Raw genomic sequence first — 17040 nt, 5'->3', positions numbered from 1 at the left:
AAGCGATGGATACTGCGGTTCACGACCAAAAGACGCTGCTTTTGACAGGGGCGAGCCGGGGCATCGGACATGCCACGGCCAAGGCTTTCGCGGGCAAGGGCTGGCGGGTGATCGGTTGCTCGCGTCAGGCATTCTCGCCCGAATGCCCTTGGCCCGGTGGGGCGCAGGATCATGTGCAGGTCGATCTCAGCGACCCGAACCAGACGATTGAGGCGGTCGCGCAGGTCAAGCGGCTGCTGAACGGTAACCCGCTGCATGCGCTGGTCAACAATGCAGGCATTTCGCCAAAGGGTGAAGATGGCGCGCGGCTCAGCACGCTCGACACCGATCTGCGGACGTGGGGGCAGGTGTTTCATGTGAATTTCTTTGCCTCCGTGGTGCTGGCGCGGGGGCTTCAGGATGAACTCTCTGCCGGGCGCGGATCGGTGGTGAATGTGACCTCTATCGCCGGGTCGCGGGTGCATCCCTTCGCCGGTGCGGCCTATGCGACATCCAAGGCGGCGCTTGCCGCGCTGACCCGTGAAATGGCCCATGATTTCGGCCCGCTGGGCGTGCGGGTGAACGCAATCGCACCGGGCGAGGTGGAGACGGCGATCCTCAGCGAAGGCACCGACAAGATCGTGCGCGACATCCCCATGCGCCGCCTCGGCCAGCCGGATGAGGTGGCGCGGGCGATCTATTTCCTGTGTAGTGAGGAAAGCTCTTATGTCTCGGGTACCGAGATTGAGATCAATGGCGGGCAGCACGTCTAAGACGCGCGCAGGAGCTACCCTAAGGCCGGGATCTGCGCGCGGGTGCCCGGTCTGACAATTCCGTGATCGGGGCAGTCTGCGGCTGTCATTGCCGGGCATTAGACCTATGTACAGCCCCTCACGTCAGGGCAACTATACGCGCGCTCACCTCAGGCAAAGCATACCCCAAGGGACAATCACTTCATGATAAAATTCGAATTGAACGGGCGGCAGATCTCTGTCGACGCAGACCCGGACATGCCCCTGTTGTGGGCGATCCGCGATGAAATCGGTCTTACCGGCACCAAGTTTGGCTGCGGCATCGGTGCCTGCGGCGCTTGTACCGTGCATATCGACGGCACCGCCACACGGTCCTGCATCACCTATCTCGGGGATGTAGAGGGCCTGTCGGTTACCACCATCGAAGGGCTGGACGAGAAGGGCAATCACCCCGTTCAAGAGGCATGGCGCAACTTGCGCGTGCCGCAATGCGGCTACTGCCAGTCGGGTCAGATCATGCAGGCGGCGTCGCTGTTGCAAGACACGCCGAACCCCAGCGACGAAGACATCGACGCGGTGATGACCGGCAACCTTTGCCGCTGCATGACCTATCCCCGTATTCGCCAAGCCGTGCGCGACGCCGCCACCGCAATGGGAGGCTCCGACAATGGCTAATCTGATGTCCCGCCTGAAAGGCTCCGACAATCAATCGCAAATGACCCGCCGTGGGTTTCTGGTGTCCATGACCGCCGCTGGCGTTGCCTTTGGCTTCCCACAGGCGTCGAACGCCGCGATGAACCCCGCTGTGGCAGATGGCACACCGATCATGCCAAACGGCCAGACGTTCGAGCCGTCGATGTGGTATTGGATCGACGCCGACGGTCAGGTCAACGTCAACATCATCCGCGCCGAAATGGGCCAGCACGTCGGCACCGCCATCGCGCGTATTCTGGCCGATGAGCTGGAAGTCGCGTGGGAAGATGTGCACATCACCCATGTGGATTCAGCCGAGAAATGGGGCCTGATGGTCACCGGCGGCAGCTGGTCGATCTGGCAAAGCTGGCCGGTTTACCGTCAGGCAGGCGCTGCCGGGCGGACTGCGCTGATCGAAGCGGCAGCGGCTAAATGGGGCGTTGACGCCTCTGGCCTTACCGCCCGCGACGGTGCTGTGACCGATGGCACCCAGAGCATTAGCTACGGCGATCTGGTGGCCGAAGGGCTTGACCGGAGCTTTACCGAAGACGAATTGGCAGCCCTGCCGTTGAAACCCCATGCCGATCTGCGTCTTGTGGGCCAAGACGTGCATCCTCTTGATCTGGATACGAAGACCACCGGTCAGGCGATCTATGGTCTGGATGCCAAGGTCGATGGCATGGTCTACGGCGTGCCGATGCTGCCGCCAACGCGCTATGGCTCCAAGGTCAATTCTGTCGATGACAGCGCCGCGAAAGAGGTCAAAGGCTACCTTGAGACCGTGGTGCTGGATGACCCATCGGGCACCGTGCCCGGCTGGGTTGTGGTGCTGGGCAAAACGCTCCACGCCGCGCGGATGGCCACCTATGAGATCAGCGTCGATTGGACCGCAGGCGAAACGGCTGATGTGTCCGAGGACGATATCCAAACCCGTTCGCGCGAGTTGATCGGAAGCGATGCCGGGTCGATCCTGCACACGGAACAGCCCGAGACCAGCGCCGTTTTCGACGCCGCCACCGAGACGCTTGAGGCCGAGTACACCACGCAGTCCGTGCTGCACTTCCAGATGGAGCCGGTGAACGCGACCGTCTTCCAGAACGCCGATGGCGTCTGGGAAACTCATGCGGGCAACCAGTGGCAATCGCTGATCCTGCCGACGCTGGCCGTCGCGTTGGAGGTGCCCGCCGATAAGATCGTGATGCGCAGCTACATGCTGGGCGGGGGCTTTGGCCGCCGGTTGAACGGTGACTATATCGTGCCTGCAGCGCTGGCGTCCAAGGCTGTGGGCAAGCCCGTGAAACTGGTCTTCTCCCGCGAGGAAGACGCCCAGTTTGACAGCATTCGCTCGCCTTCGGTGCAGAAATTGCGCATGGCGTTTGACGATGGCAAAGCCGTCACGGGCATGGAACACCACGCCGCCGCCGGTTGGCCGACACAGGTGATGGCACCGGGTTTCATGCCCAAAGGTGTCAACGAAGAACCCTATGATCCCTTTGCCATCGACGGTGCGGATCACTGGTACAGCGTGGGCGCGCACCGCGTGCGGGCGATCTCCAACGATCTGGCGAATGCGACCTTCCGTCCCGGTTGGCTGCGCTCGGTCGGGCCGGGCTGGACCAACTTTGCTGTCGAAAGCTTCATGGACGAGGCCGCGCATAAGGTCGATGCCGATCCGTTGCAGTTCCGTTTGGATCACCTGAAGGCCGAAGGCATCAACGCGGGCTCTGCGCCCAATGCGGTTGGCGGTGCGTCGCGTCAGGCGGCTGTCTTGCAGCGCGTGGCCGAGATGTCAGGCTACGGCAAGACCGACTTGCCCGAGGGCACGGCAATCGGGATCGCCACCACCTTTGGTCAGTCGCGGACCATGCCAACTTGGACCGCAGCCGCGGTCAAACTGGCGGTGGATGCCGAAACGGGCGAGGTCGCTGTCGAGAAGATGTGGCTGGCCTTCGATTGTGGCACCGTGGTCGACCCCGACGGGGCGCGCGCGCAATGCGAAGGCGCGGCGCTCTGGGGCCTGTCCATGGCTCTGCATGAGGGCACGCGGATCGAAGACGGCAATGTCGTTGATCTCAACCTCGGGTCTTATACGCCGTTGCGGATGGTTGATGTGCCGGACATCGAAGTGGCCTTTGTCGAGAGCACGGAAGCGCCCGTCGGTCTTGGCGAGCCGGGCACCACGGTCATCGCGCCGGCGGTTGCCAACGCGATCTTCAACGCCACCGGGGCGCGGGTACGGCATCTGCCGATCACCGCTGATGCGGTCCTCGCGGCGCTGGAAAGCTGATACCAAGAGACGGGCGCGACATGCCGCGCCCGTCTTTCATCTTGGCCGGGGGCGTCGTCGTCTTGAGCGGGGGTGCATTCGGCGGGCAGCACAGAGACTGCCCAAATTCAACGGCCCAAAATTTTGCGCGTTCTCTCTTAAAAACGTGGGGATTTACCCTCCACGCCATAATTCTGACAGGTTTCGAACAATAATCTAAACGCGCGATCTATGCCCGGTTGCGGGCTGGTACGAAGGACAATCTGTGGCACCTACCGAGACATATGAGCAGCGCGTTGCCGCCACGCGAAAACGCTTTATCGAAGGGATCCCGGATCGCCTGCAGGCCGTCTCTGACGCAATGCGCGAGACGGACGGGGCCGATCCGCGCGAGACGAAAGCGCGCAAGGTCCACCGCATGCTGCACGATCTGGCCGGGAACGCCGCGATGCTGGAATACCTTAAGATTGAAGATTGTCTGCGCAAGGGGCTGCGCGTCGCCGAAGATGCCGATGAGTCCTCTTCGCCCTTGTCAGCCGATGATGTTCGTATAATTGAGACGGCTCTGGCCGATGCCAATAGCGTCGTCGAAAATATCTAAGAAAGCCTTTCCATGAAGTATCCCGCAATTGGTTTGTTGGCGGCCTTGCTGCCGTTTCAAGTTCACGCTCAAACGACCACGGGTGAGGACGCGGCGCGTGCCCCCGCGGAGCAGGTTCAAGAGGGGCTGATCGCACGGACCTTCGATCTGGCGGAGCTTGGGTTTCAAAACGGCATTTCTTTCCGCCAACTGTCTGGAAATGCGACGATCTATATTCCGCTGCCCGACGCGGATGCGCTGAACTCGGGCAGTTTGCAGCTAGAGCTTGAACACGCCTCCACCACCGAGGTGGACCGCTATTTGCAAGTGTCGGTCGCGGGCCGCCCCGTGACTTCGCAGGCGCTGCCGAATGGGGCAGGGCGCCTGAGCCTGCCCGTGCCGCTCAGCCCCGAAGACGTCTCTGGCGGGTTTATCGCCGTGGGCCTGTCCTATTCCGGCGCCCTTAGTGATCGGGTCTGTGTGGACGAGCGTGCCTCGGGGGATTTCCTTGAGATCACGGCGGCGTCTTCCGTGACGTTGCAACTGGACCCCTCGGAAATCGACACATCGGCTGCCTTCGCGGGGCTGCGTCCTGCGAATACGCGCCTTGCGATCAACGGAAACGATTCTCTCGCCGCCTTGGCTGCCGCGACCCGCGCCGCGGCGTTGTTTGACGCCGAGGCAGGGCGACTGACCTTTGCTGAGGAAACGGCAAGCCCGGCGGGCGCATGGTCCGAAGGTGTCATCCAGCTTGACGTGACTGCCTCTGGCGTGGCGAGTGAGATGGCCGTGGACACCCAAACGGGCCTGCCGGTCTTGACCCTGCGCGGCAGTGATCCGCAGGTGGGGCTGTGGCAGATGATGTCGGAATGGTCGGCCCTGTCGAACACGGATGCGACCGTGGTCGATGTGGCAGGGGCTCAGGCTCTGTTCGATGACCGCTTGCCGCTCTCTGCTTTGCAGGCCGATCTCACCCCGCGCGCCGTGGTCTCGACCGAAGACTTCTTTGTTCCGTTCCAGTCCTCGGATCTTCCGGCGGGCAAGGGCGTGGCCGGTGTTAACCTGCATGTGGCCGCAGCGCTTGATCCCGAAGGGCGCGGGGCGACGGCCTCGGTCTTTCTGAATGACACGCTTTTGGGCAACCGCCCGCTTGGCAGTGGCAAGCCCGAGCAATTGACCTTTTCTGTGCCCAGCGGCCTGCTGGGGCGCGACAACCTGCTGCGCGTGTCGGTCCAGCGTCAGCCCACGGGCGGCGAATGCCGGTTCAAACCGCAGGGCTATCCGGCGCAGATCCTGCCTGGCAGCGCCTTGTTGCTTTCCGATGCCGCGCCGCAGGATCAGGATTTCTTTGCCCTGCGGCAAGAGTTCGGCAATGGCGTTCAGGTCGTGCTCGACCCCGATCTATCGCTGGATTTCGCGCAAACACTGCCGTGGCTCGCAGGCGTTGCGGGCAGCGTGATCCCGGACCGTGCCACCATCCTGCCCCGCGCCTCGGTTGACGCGCTTGAAGGGGACGAGCCTTTCTTTGTGATCTCTGAGCAAAACCCCGGAGATGGCGACCCGCTGATCACCTTTGATCAGGGCCGCATTGAGGTGCGCGACCGTCAAGACAACTTGATCTATTCGGGCGAAGACCTGTCGCGCCTTGGTGTGGTGCAGATCGTCACCCGTGGCGATACCCGTGGTCTGTGGCTGCGTCCGGGCAACGGCCCGGCACCGGAACTGACGCCCGAGCGGCCCATGATGCTGGACCGGGGCGATCTGGCCCTCATCGGGCAGGACGGGGTGATCCTTGCCACTGCCACTGACCGCAGCCCGCTTGTTGATGTCGTCTACCCTGACCGCACCAGCCTTGCGCAGATGTTGGCCAAGTACCGCCCTTGGATCGTTGGGGCCATCTGGGTGCTGGTGACGCTGCTTGTGCTGGTCGTCTTCCAGCGCGTCTACCGCGCGCGTCGCGGCAAAGACGAGACGTAAGTCACCGTGGCGTTGGATGCCGAAAGCGAAGCCATTGGTTCGCTGCTGCTTGACCGTGGTGCGCTAACGGCTGAACAGCTCGACGCGGCAGAGGATTTGGCCGAAGACTGGAACGTCTCTCTGGTCAAGGTCCTACTGTCGCGGCGCTGGCTGACCACGCAGACACTCTACCGGGAGATCGCCTTTTACCATGGGCTGACGCTGGTCGATCTGATCGAAGACCGCGCCGATGATGATCTGATCCGGCGGTATGATCCGGTGGTGATGAACCAGTTTATGACGGTGCCGATTGGCCGGGCAGAGGATGGCACCCTGACGGTGGCCACCTCGCGGCCCGGGCCGCGCACACTGCTGCACATCCGCGAGGTCTACGGCACCGGCGTGACCATCGTGGTGGCATCGCATTTCGATGTGTCATGGCAGCTACAACGCGCTTTCCGGGAGAAACATTCCCATGAAGCGGTCTTTGCTCTGGCAGAGCTTGACCCGGATATGTCGGCGCAGAATGTGGTGACCCCGCCGCAGATCTTGGTGATTTACCTCTTGGTCTCGGCCCTGTTGCTGGGGCTCGCGTTTTCGCCGGTGATCACGCTGATCGTGCTGAACGTCTTTCTGACCGTTTTCTACACCGGAAACTTCTTGTTCAAGGCGCTGCTTGTCTGGCTGGGCGGTGCCGCGCAGGAGACCTCATCGCGGGCCATCGCGGCTGAGGCATCGCTGCTGCGCGACGAAGACCTGCCGATCTATACCGTGCTAGTGCCGATGTTCCGCGAGCCTGAGGTGCTGCCGATCCTTGCCCAAGCGCTGCGCAACCTCGACTATCCGCTGGCCAAGCTCGACATCAAGATCGTGCTGGAGGAAGGTGACCACGAGACGATCGACGCGGCGCGCAAGCTCGACCTCGAAGGCGTGTTTGAGATCATCCGCGTCCCGGCCTCCCACCCGCAGACCAAGCCCAAAGCCTGCAACTTTGCGCTGCGCTATGCGCAGGGCGATTTCCTCGTGATCTTTGACGCCGAGGACAAGCCAGAGCCGGATCAATTGAAAAAGGTCATCGCCGCCTTCAACCAATCCGCGCCCAATACCGCCTGCATCCAGTGCCGGTTGAACTATTACAACGCGCGGGAAAACTGGCTGACGCGGATGTTCACGCTGGACTATTCGCTGTGGTTCGACCTGATGCTGCCGGGGTTGGAGCGTTTGGGCGTGCCGATCCCGCTTGGGGGCACCTCGAACCACTTCCGCATGGATGTGCTGCGCGAGTTGAACGCATGGGATCCCTTCAACGTGACCGAAGACGCCGATCTGGGCATTCGTCTGACGCAAAAGGGCTACCGCGTCGGCGTCATCGATTCCACGACCTTTGAAGAGGCCAATGTTTCGATCCCGAACTGGGTGCGCCAGCGGTCGCGCTGGATCAAGGGCTATATGCAGACCTTCCTTGTGCACAGCCGCAGACCGATTCACCTGTGGCAATCGGTCGGCAGTGCGGGGGTCTTTGGCTTTATCTTCTTCATCGGGGGCACGGTGCTGTCGGGCCTGTTGAACCCGGTGTTCTGGTCGATCTTTGCCATTTGGCTGATCTTCGGGACCGAGGTGATCACCCCTATTTCCCGCTGCCGGTGCTGTATCTTTCGCTGGTCAACCTTTTGGCGGGCAATGGGCTGCTGATCTACCTCACGATGGTCGCGCCCTTCCGGCGCAGATGGACCGATCTGGCCCCTTGGGGGATCACGGTGGTGGGCTATTGGGTGTTGATGACCGTGGCCTCTTACAAGGCGCTGTCGCAACTGATCTTCAACCCGTTCTACTGGGAGAAGACCCAGCACGGCCTGTCCAAACACACCGCCAATGAGGTCGCCGAAGCCAGCGCCGAAGCGACGGAGGCCACGCAATGATCCGCGCCGCCTCTTGGTCCTTTGGCTTTGTCGTGTTGGCGCTGGTGCTCTTGCTCAGCCTTGGCTGGACCGAGGCGCATGGCTTTATGTCGATGGATGTGACCGACCTCTGGGCCAAGTCCATCGTGCAGATCGACGGGCCGGTGCAGTTCAAGGCGACGGATGCCTTCTACCCGCCCGTGCCCTATGCGCTGTCACTGTTGGGGCAGGCGGTCTTGCCTGACACACAGGTGCCAGTGCCCTTCGTGCTCTCTGCGCTGGTGGGGGCGGGGCTGCTGGTTGTGTGGTTCCTCAATCTGCGCGATACGGGTCAGTTTTCGGGTGTGACTGCGGCTCTGGTCGTGCTTCTGCTGGCGTTGAACCCCTTTTTCCTACGCGCCTTGGCCGATGGGCCTGAAACGATGTTCTGTATCTTGGGCACATGGTTGTTCGCGCGCGGCATCGTTAATCTGCGGCTGACCGGCAACGCGCCCGACATGATGAAAGTGGCCGTGGGGCTTTTGGTGGTGGCGCTTTCGGACAGCTACGGTCTGATGCTCTGCCTGGGGGCGATGCCCTTCATGATCGTGGCGGCGCGGCCCAGCATGATTGCGGCCTCTTCCACGGGGTATCTTGTGGCGATGTTCTATCCGGTGCTTGCCGCCGTGGGGTCGCTGATGTTTGTCAGCATGATCTTCGACAGCCGCCTTGTCCCGCTTTTGTCGGAAACCGCGACGCCGCTGACCCTGCGCGAGCATTTGGTCATTCTGGCCGGGCTTGGCCCCGCGGCCTTTGTCGCGATCCTGCGCAACATCCTGATCCCGCGGCTGTTCATGCCGCTGCTGGCCGCCGTAGGCGCTGTGCTGGGCGGGTATACGCTGAACACATTCTTCCACGTCGAAGGCGATCCGGCCATGGCGCTGGCGCCCATGCTGGGCGTCTTGGTCGCCGCGATCCGCTTTTGGCCCAACCTGCCACTGCGCGAACCCATTGCCATCACCCTGATGGCGCTGTCGCTGCTGACCTCTGCGCTTGTCATGCGCCATGTCGCCCATAACGAAACCCGCGTTTGGACCAATGCAATGCTTGGGAAAGAGAACGCAGCGTCGCGCCCCACGCAGGAAGTTGTTTCATTCTTGCGCGACAAGTCTGAAATTATGGTAGATGTTGAAAAAAATCCCCAGATCGTGGTCGGTTTGGGGAATATAGACCGGCTGGTGATCGCCGGAGAGCCTGCCTACGACTGGGCGCTTGAGGGGGCGTGCCGCGGACAAACTATATCGTGGTCCCGCGGCAGGCCGAGGGGCAGATCACAGCAGACAGAATTCTGCGCAGGTTCCCGCAGCTGAGACTATTGCAGCTGCCGGGGTATGAGGAGGTTTTTCAAAACAGCCAATGGCTTGTTTTTGAAAGAATTAACGAGTGGAATTAAAATCATGAGCCCACGAATTATCGCAGTCGACGACTCGGACATCGCGCAGGATTTCATCAATGCCACGCTTTCGGAGCTTGGGTTCGACGATGTCGTCAGCTTCATCGATCCCCGCGCGGCACTTGACGCGATCGAAAGCGATGAGGCCGCCGCAGACCTGATCCTGATGGACATAATGATGCCCGATATCGATGGTATCGAACTATGTGCCCGTATCCGCGCCCTAGACAGATGGAGCGATGTGCCGATCATTATGCTGACCAGCCGGACAGATATGGGCTCCCTTTCCGAAGCCTTCATGGCAGGGGCCAATGACTATGTCACCAAACCCTTCAACCAGATTGAGCTTCAGGCCCGAATGCGCAGTTGCCTGCGCTTGAAATCAGAGTTGGACCGCCGCCGGTCGGGCGAAAACCGGGGCGCGCGCCGCCGTGCCGTGCAGAGCTTCTCAGAGGCCACGGTGCCCAGCCTTTTTGGCAGCAAGGGCGGCTTTCAGGGCAACCTCATGTCGTTGTCCCCCGCGATGCAAAAAGACCTTGGCCTGATCGTGTTTAGGATCGACGGTGACCGCGATCAAGCAGACGCGGCGCGTGGCCAGCGGCAAGAGCTTCAGCACCTTGTGGCTGGGCTTTTTGGCAAGGTCGATATCCCCGCCCGGGACGGTTTTTCCCATTGGGAGGATGACCTGTTCGTCTACGGCTCGCTTCATGCCGATCACGCGCAGCTTGAAGCGCGGGCCCAGCAGTTTATCTCTGCCGTGGCAGAGGCGTCGGCCTCTGTGAAAGAAGGCTGGACATCCCGTCCTTTGAGCGTCAGTGCCTGTGTCGTACCGCCCTCCGACGCGGCTGTCGCCACGTCGCTTGCGCGGGGCATTCAGGGCGTCGAAAGTGCTGGAAAAACAGGCGCGACGGGCACAATCTGCCTTGCCGCCAACGATATAGGACATCTGCCAAGGAATGGTCAGCACTGAGCCCACCAACAAAGTCGACGCGGAGCCTTCCTCGCGCTCGCAAACCCTGTTTTGGGGACTGATCTCAACGGTCGTTTTGATCTATTTCGTTGGGCTCGCGTTTCTCACGTGGTCCGACTACAACCGCGCCACGACCCGTGCGGAAGTGGAGCTGGAGCATTTCGCAGAGCTTTATGAGCAGGCGGTCGATGCCTCCCTTTCGGTTGCGAATGTGCGGATGTGGGGGCTCATCGACGAGCTGTCGACCGCGCGTCTGAGCGACCCGGATCAATTCGAAGCGCAATATGGCGCGTTGATGAATTCCGCCGTGCAAGAGACCAAACAGGTCGATGCGCTGGTGCTGATCGGTGCGGATGGGGTCGTGCTTTGGGCCACGATCAAACCTCTGATGGGGCAGTACCTTGGGGACCGGGCCTATTTTCAGGCAGCGATCGGGCTTGATGTTGATGAATACACGGTCGGGGTGCCTATCGTATCGCGCGCCACAGGGCGGCGGCTGACGCCGATTGCATGGCCCTTGATCGGCATCGACGGTCAACCGCGCGGGGTGCTGGCGTCGTCCTTGGGCGAGGACTACTACTCCCAACTGCTTGCGTTGGATGGGCTGCAACAGGACATGTACGTCGAGGTGGTGACCTCCAACGGAGAGCGCGCCTTTGCCTCGGGGCGGCCCCAGCGTGACCCCGACACGCCGGTGTTCCGCGCGCGCAAGGAGATCCCGGCGCTTGACCTTTATATCGACGTGACGCGCAGCAAAGCGGCGGTCATGCAAAGCTACTGGCAGCGCACGGTGGCGTTTGCGGGCCTTGCGACGATCCTGTTCTTGACGGTGATCAACGCCGCGATCCGCGCCAGACGGCAGTCGACCCAACTGGCGCAGGCCCTGCGCAACTCCGAACGCGACCGCGAGCGCATTCGTGTGGCGCAGAGCGAATTCGACGCGATTTTCGAGAATGTCGGCGACGGGCTGATCGTCTACAATGACAACAACAAGCTGCACCGCTCCAACCGCAAGGCGCGGCAACTGATGGGCGTCTCATCGGATATCGATGCCGTTCAAAAGCTGCGCGGCATGGTCCCTCCCTTCTCGCAGATGGACGAAGACGTGGCCGTTCACCGCGTTCAGATCCCCACGGCAGAGAACGAGAGTGTGGCGGTGCAATGCCGGGTGATGAAACTGCATCTGCATGGGGATTATATCGCCTATAACGTGCTTCAGGATATCTCTGCCGAAGAGCGTCTGGTGGCGGCGCGCACGGCCTTTGTCACCTCGGTCAATCACGAATTGCGCACCCCGCTTACATCCCTTGCCGGGTCGCTTGAAATTCTGCATGACCGCTTTGGCGATACCATGCCAAAGAACGCGGGCAAACTGTTGTCGATGGCCACCCGCAACGCCGACCGGCTTTTGGTGCTGGTCAATGACATCCTGACCCTTCAGGCCATCGACCAACGCCAACTCAGCATCCAAGCCGAGCGGGTCGCGGTGTCGGAAGTGCTGTCAGAGGCGATTGCCGCCAACACCGGCTATGGGGTGAACCGCGATGTGCAACTGGACATTCACGCAGGGCCAAACGCGGCGCAAGAGGCCTATGTGCAGGTGGACACCGTGCGCATGCAGCAGATCTTTTCCAACCTAATCTCGAACGCGGTAAAATATACGCCGCGCGGCGGGACGGTAAAAATCGGCGCCGAGGTGGACGACCAATGGGTCACGTTCTATGTCTGCGATGCGGGGCCGGGCATCCCTAGATCCGCGCATGATCGTATGTTCAAAAGGTTCGCTGACCCTGTGCATTCTCGCGAAAACCAAGCGAATGGCACGGGGCTGGGTTTGGCCATCACGCGGGAGTTGGTGTTGCGACAAGATGGCGATATAAGCTTTGAGACGCGCTCTGAAGAAGACGGAGACGAAAACCCCGGCACAACATTCTACGTGCGGTTCGCCCGTGATACTGGTGCCACGTCCGAGCAGGGGGCGGCATGAGAGTGTTGTTCGTCGATGACGAGGATGACATCCGCGAGTTGATCGAGTTTGCGATCATGACCGAAGATGACATCGAACCGACATTCGCGGCCACCGGGCTGGACGCGATTGCCACGATGGAAACCCAGTCTTTCGACGTGATCATGCTGGATGTGATGATGCCGCCCCCGATGGCATGGAGGTGCTGCGCTGTGCGCGGGCCAATGCGGATTTGGACGACACGAAGATCGTGATGTGCACCGCCAAAACCTCGCCGGAATCGGAAAAGAAGTTTCGCGCCCTTGGGGCCGACTACATTCTGCACAAACCGTTCAAACCGCTAAAGCTGGCGGATTTCATTCGGTCGATCGCCTAATACCTCATCGCGCAGCCCCTCGCGGCCTTGATTAAGCGGAACTTATCATGCCCAAAACAGCACAGATGCCCACACAATCCACGCGGCGCATATGGTCCGGCCTCGCCTTCCTCTCGGCCTTTGCGGCATTGACCGTGCCGGCAAGCGAGGTGACTTCGGCGGCTTGGCCACGGGGCGAGGACAAAAGCTTTGTAACGCTGTCATATGAAACGACGGTAGATGGCCCCGACTTCGGCGATTACGGCGCGTTTTACTATGAATACGGTGTCACCGAGAAACTGACCTTCGGTCTCGACATCGGCAAAAGCCGAGACGCCGGTCAGGTCAGCGCCATCGCCTTTTTGCGCTATCCATTGGGGGCACCTGAGGGGGACAACGTTTTCGCCGCTGAACTTGGTCTTGGCTGGGCCGAGCGCGATGGCAGCGCGGTGGCGGCTTTGCGGCCCGGCCTGTCATGGGGCCGCCCGGTGTCGGGCGCATGGGGCAACGGCTGGCTAGGGGTGGAAAGCACCTATGCACTCTACGAAGACGGCGAAGGTCTGGGTAAGATCGACAGTTCCTTTGGCATCAACCACGCCAATGGCAACCTGTCGATTTTCAAGCTGGAATTTGCGGCCCCCACTGACGGCGATGACACATTGGCCTTCGCGCCCTCGCATGTGGTCAAAGTGTCCGAGAACAGCTTTCTGGAGTTCGGCCTGTCCCATGAATTCACCGATAGCGTGACCAAGGTCAAAGTCGGGGTTTGGCACAGCTTCTAGGGCGCACGCCGGGCCCTCTCAATCGCGCCAATCGGGGCGGTTGCCAAGGTGGGCGATCAGAAAGTCGATGAAGAACCGCGTCTTGGGGGTCAGCACGTTCGAGCGCGGGTAGACCAGCCAAAGCACCGAGCGGTCATTCATCCGCCAGCCCGGAAGTAGCCGCAGCAGCTGGCCCGAGGCAAGTTCATCCGCCACGCTCCACAGCGAATTGACCGAGATGCCAGCCCCCGCGCGTGTCGCCTCCCGCTGGGCGTCGCCATCGTCCATGATGACGCGGCAGGTCATCTCGCTGGGGGCTAGCGTGGCGGCCTCGCCCTCCGGCCCGATTAGCGCGCGCGGTTCAAGATCGCCCCATGCGATAAAGTGATGACCCCGCAGGTCGGCAGGGGTGTCGGGCATCCCATAGGTCTCCACATAGGACGGCGCGGCACAGAGAACGCGGGTGTCATCGGCCAGCTTGCGCCCCCGCAGGCTGCTGTCGGTCAAAGGCGCGCTGCGCAGGGCGAGGTCGAAACTGCCTTCGATCGCGTCAAATCGGGTGTCGGAGAGGCGCAGATCGAGGGTCAACTCAGGGTAGGTTTCGTGAAACTTTGGCAGCAACGGCATGATATGGCGTTGGGCAAAGCTGCTGGGGGCGGCGAAGCGCAAAATGCCCTTCGGCCCCGCCTTGGTCCCGCCCAGAATGGCCCGCGCGGCATCGGCCTGCGCCAGTATCTCCCGCGCATAGGGCAGAAAGTCGGACCCATCCAGCGCCAGCGACACCTTTCGCGTGGTGCGACGCAAAAGCTCAACCCCGAGTTCCTGTTCAAGCTTGGCCAAACGCGCGCTGGCCACGGCAGGGGCCATCCCCAAGGCGCGCCCGGCGGCCGAGATGTTAAGCCGTTCGGCAGCCATGACGAAAAGGCGCAGGTTGTCGATGTCCATGGGGCTGTCCTTGCTGCGGGCTATCCGCAGGGCCAGCATACAGGTGGCTTATATTGTATTTAATATCAAGAAACTGAACTTAGCTCCCGCTGGATTATCTGGCGTATCCCGCTGGTCTATATCTGCCTCAACGCAACATTCAACGAAAGATAGACCGATGAAATTCATGACCCTCACCAGCTACGGCGCTGATGCTCCCTTTGTCGAAGCCGAACTGCCGCGCCCATTGGCCACCCCCGGTCATGTGGTGCTGCGCGTCAAAGCGACGAGCGTGAACACCATCGACACCATGATCAAGGGCGCGGGCAAAGACCTGCCCCTGTCGCCCGATCTGCCTGCCGTTTTGGGCATGGATTTCGCCGGGATTATCGAAGAACTGGGCGAAGGCGTCACCGGTTTCGCTGTTGGTGACGAAGTCTATGGCTGCGCCGGTGGGTTGGCTGATCTGCAAGGGGCCTTGGCCGAATTCATGCGCGCCGACGCGCGGCTGATCGCCCATAAACCCAAATCGCTGTCGATGCGCGAGGCGGCTGCCCTGCCGCTGGTGGGCATCACCGCTTGGGAAGGGCATCACCGCTTGGGAAGGGCTTCACCGGGCGGGCGTCGGGGCAGGGCAGAAGGTGCTGGTCCAAGGCGGCGCAGGCGGCGTGGGTCATCTGGCGATCCAACTGGCCCGGCATCTGGGGGCCGAGGTTTCTTCGACCGGTACCGGGGATGACCAGCTTGCGGTGATCGAAGGCTATGGCGCGCGGGCCATCGACTTTAAGACCCAGAAAATCGAAGATTATGTGGCCGGGCAAACCGAGGGTCGCGGGTTCGATGCAGTGTTTGACACCGTCGGCGGGGATAATCTGACCAACTCTTTCGCTGCCACTGCGCTGAACGGCCATGTGGTGACAACCGTGGCCCTTTCGGAAATCGACCTGACCCCGGCGCACTTCAGCGGCTTGTCCCTGCACGTGGTCTTCATGCTCTTGCCGATGCTGCACGACGTGAACCGCGCGGTACATGGGCAGATCCTTGGCAACCTCGCCACGTTGGTGGATGAGGGCGCGGTGAAACCCTTGCTGGACGAAAAGACCTTTGATCTGGGCCAAGTTGGCGAGGCCTATGCGCGGCTGCAAAGCGGGCAGGCCCTCGGCAAGGTGGTGATTGAGGTCTGACCCGGCCCGAAATCCTCCCGCCCCGCCGCGTATCTTTTGCGGCGGGGTAGGGACTGTTTGCTGCCCTAACTTTCCCTCTGAAGAGGGAGGGTGGGCGGCGAGCGCTAAGGAAATCGTTTTTGACCTAACGGTAGCCTGCCTCTTTCTTCCTCATCTCGCGCTTGGCGGTAAATTCGGTCTTGCCTCTGCATGTCAGAGTACAGTTAATTGGCCGGGCAAGCTGAATACAGCAGCGGCGCGCGGCACCCTGTGCCGACGCCCGTTAAGAGCAACCAAGGGAGAGAGACATGAAATTCACAGCAATCCTCGCTGCAAGCACCATTCTGGCAGGCGCTGCCGCCGCTCAGGACGTTGATAAATCCGACTGGCCCAGCAGCTTTACCGTCGGCACAGCCAGCCAAGGCGGCACCTACTTCGCCTATGGCTCCGGCTGGGCGAACCTTGTGGCCAAAGAACTGGGCCTGACAGGCGGCGGCGAAGTCACCGGCGGTCCGATGCAGAACATGGCGCTGGTCCACACCGGCGAGGCGGCCTTCGGCATGACCACGATGGGTCCGGCAGCGGAATCGCTGGCTGGCACCAACCCCATCGCACCCGGTCTGGAAATGACCCAAGCCTGCGCGATGTTCCCGATGTATCAGACACCTTTCTCGGTGACTGCGCTTGCGTCCTCGGGCATCGAAACCGTGGCTGACATTCCGGCGGGCGCCAAGATCGGCTTTGGTCCGGCGGGCTCCACCTCCGACACCTATTTCCCGCGCATGATGGACACGCTGGGCGTCGAGTATGAGCGCCGCAACGGCGGCTGGACCGATCTGGGCGGCCAGTTGCAGGACGGTCTGCTGGACGTGATCGCCTTTGCTGCCGGCGTGCCGGTCCCCGCGGTCAGCCAGCTCGAAGTGCAGACGGATGTGAACATCATCGAGTTCACCGAGGAAGAGCAGGCCAAACTGCTCGAAGAATTCCCGGTATCTCAGTTCGACATCGCATCCAGCACCTACACCACGCTTGAAGCAGATGCGCGATCGGTCTCCATGTGGAACTTCGCCATCGCCAACTGCGATCTGCCGGAATCCTTCGTCAAAGCGGCTGTGGATGTGGTCATGTCCGACAATGAGCGGATGAAGGGCATTCACAAGGCGGCTGCGTCCTCCCTGCCTGAGAACTGGGACAAGAACAAAGTTCTGAAATGGCACCCCGGTGCGGCGGCGTGGTTCAAAGAGAACGCGGATGCCGACATTTCTGACGACATGATCTACGGCAACTAAGCAAACGCCTAGACAAACGTGCATGCCGTCCCTAATCGGGGCGGCATCTTGCCATC

The 17040-nt window shown here is 61.4% G+C and carries 17 protein-coding genes; 16 read left to right on the top strand and 1 reads right to left on the bottom strand.

Translation table 11 applies throughout. The features are described 5' to 3' along the window. Positions 1–5: 5 nt before the first annotated feature. The 13 genes from ACFQAU_RS03890 to ACFQAU_RS03830 all read left to right on the top strand — a co-directional run bounded on the left by ACFQAU_RS03890 (position 6) and on the right by ACFQAU_RS03830 (position 13629). A complete protein-coding gene (locus tag ACFQAU_RS03890; protein WP_206054309.1) occupies positions 6–752 on the top strand; it encodes an SDR family NAD(P)-dependent oxidoreductase in 747 nt (248 codons plus the stop codon). A 183-nt stretch (positions 753–935) separates the two neighbouring features. Continuing rightward, positions 936–1406, top strand: a complete 471-nt coding sequence (locus tag ACFQAU_RS03885; RefSeq protein ID WP_120350382.1) for a (2Fe-2S)-binding protein — start codon at positions 936–938, stop codon at positions 1404–1406. Positions 1407–1410: 4 nt separating this feature from the next. After that, a complete protein-coding gene (locus tag ACFQAU_RS03880; protein WP_132444955.1) occupies positions 1411–3711 on the top strand; it encodes a xanthine dehydrogenase family protein molybdopterin-binding subunit in 2301 nt (766 codons plus the stop codon). A 244-nt stretch (positions 3712–3955) separates the two neighbouring features. Continuing rightward, positions 3956–4291: an Hpt domain-containing protein gene (locus ACFQAU_RS03875; protein ID WP_132444957.1), complete on the top strand. Its 336-nt coding sequence runs from the start codon at positions 3956–3958 to the stop codon at positions 4289–4291. 12 nt (positions 4292–4303) lie between these two features. Next, positions 4304–6247 carry a cellulose biosynthesis cyclic di-GMP-binding regulatory protein BcsB gene (locus ACFQAU_RS03870; RefSeq protein WP_132444959.1) on the top strand — a complete coding sequence of 648 codons (1944 nt, stop codon included), beginning with the start codon at positions 4304–4306 and terminating at the stop codon, positions 6245–6247. Between the two features lie 6 nt (positions 6248–6253). Beyond that, on the top strand, positions 6254–7918 hold the full coding sequence (locus ACFQAU_RS03865; RefSeq protein ID WP_386280659.1) for a glycosyltransferase family 2 protein: 1665 nt from the start codon (positions 6254–6256) through the stop codon (positions 7916–7918). Then, a complete protein-coding gene (locus ACFQAU_RS03860) occupies positions 7870–8145 on the top strand; it encodes a hypothetical protein (RefSeq protein WP_386280656.1) in 276 nt (91 codons plus the stop codon). Before ACFQAU_RS03865 ends, ACFQAU_RS03860 begins: the two co-directional genes overlap by 49 nt. Beyond that, positions 8142–9473 carry a hypothetical protein gene (locus ACFQAU_RS03855; protein ID WP_386280653.1) on the top strand — a complete coding sequence of 444 codons (1332 nt, stop codon included), beginning with the start codon at positions 8142–8144 and terminating at the stop codon, positions 9471–9473. Before ACFQAU_RS03860 ends, ACFQAU_RS03855 begins: the two co-directional genes overlap by 4 nt. An 87-nt stretch (positions 9474–9560) precedes the next feature. Beyond that, entirely contained in the window at positions 9561–10526 is a 966-nt protein-coding gene (locus ACFQAU_RS03850) for a response regulator (protein WP_132444965.1), read from the top strand. Beyond that, positions 10513–12513: an ATP-binding protein gene (locus ACFQAU_RS03845; protein ID WP_386280648.1), complete on the top strand. Its 2001-nt coding sequence runs from the start codon at positions 10513–10515 to the stop codon at positions 12511–12513. The genes ACFQAU_RS03850 and ACFQAU_RS03845 overlap by 14 nt, the downstream gene beginning before the upstream one ends. Then, the gene (locus ACFQAU_RS03840) at positions 12510–12746 is read left to right on the top strand and encodes a response regulator (RefSeq protein ID WP_386280644.1); all 237 of its coding nucleotides are present in this window, start codon (positions 12510–12512) and stop codon (positions 12744–12746) included. The genes ACFQAU_RS03845 and ACFQAU_RS03840 overlap by 4 nt, the downstream gene beginning before the upstream one ends. After that, on the top strand, positions 12746–12868 hold the full coding sequence (locus ACFQAU_RS03835; protein ID WP_386280641.1) for a hypothetical protein: 123 nt from the start codon (positions 12746–12748) through the stop codon (positions 12866–12868). Before ACFQAU_RS03840 ends, ACFQAU_RS03835 begins: the two co-directional genes overlap by 1 nt. 47 nt (positions 12869–12915) lie before the next feature. Then, positions 12916–13629, top strand: coding sequence for a hypothetical protein (locus tag ACFQAU_RS03830; protein ID WP_240791601.1), 714 nt, complete (start codon positions 12916–12918; stop codon positions 13627–13629). Positions 13630–13647: 18 nt separating this feature from the next. On the opposite strand, the gene ACFQAU_RS03825 is transcribed toward ACFQAU_RS03830, so the two are convergent. After that, a complete protein-coding gene (locus tag ACFQAU_RS03825) occupies positions 13648–14553 on the bottom strand; it encodes a LysR family transcriptional regulator (protein WP_132444969.1) in 906 nt (301 codons plus the stop codon). 157 nt (positions 14554–14710) lie between these two features. Between ACFQAU_RS03825 and ACFQAU_RS03820 the strand changes: the two genes are divergently transcribed. From ACFQAU_RS03820 to ACFQAU_RS03810, 3 genes are all read left to right on the top strand, one after another. Then, complete coding sequence (locus tag ACFQAU_RS03820) at positions 14711–15271, top strand: alcohol dehydrogenase catalytic domain-containing protein (protein WP_240791602.1); 561 nt, start codon at positions 14711–14713, stop codon at positions 15269–15271. After that, on the top strand, positions 15201–15716 hold the full coding sequence (locus tag ACFQAU_RS03815) for a zinc-binding dehydrogenase (RefSeq protein ID WP_240791603.1): 516 nt from the start codon (positions 15201–15203) through the stop codon (positions 15714–15716). The genes ACFQAU_RS03820 and ACFQAU_RS03815 overlap by 71 nt, the downstream gene beginning before the upstream one ends. Before the next feature lie 287 nt (positions 15717–16003). Beyond that, the gene (locus ACFQAU_RS03810; RefSeq protein WP_120350392.1) at positions 16004–16984 is read left to right on the top strand and encodes a TAXI family TRAP transporter solute-binding subunit; all 981 of its coding nucleotides are present in this window, start codon (positions 16004–16006) and stop codon (positions 16982–16984) included. Positions 16985–17040 lie beyond the last annotated feature (56 nt).

Source organism: Sulfitobacter profundi (assembly GCF_042661425.1).
Taxonomy (GTDB): Bacteria; Pseudomonadota; Alphaproteobacteria; order Rhodobacterales; family Rhodobacteraceae; genus Sulfitobacter; species Sulfitobacter profundi.
Note: the sequence above shows the minus strand (reverse complement) of the source record. Positions and strands in the feature narration are given on the sequence as shown.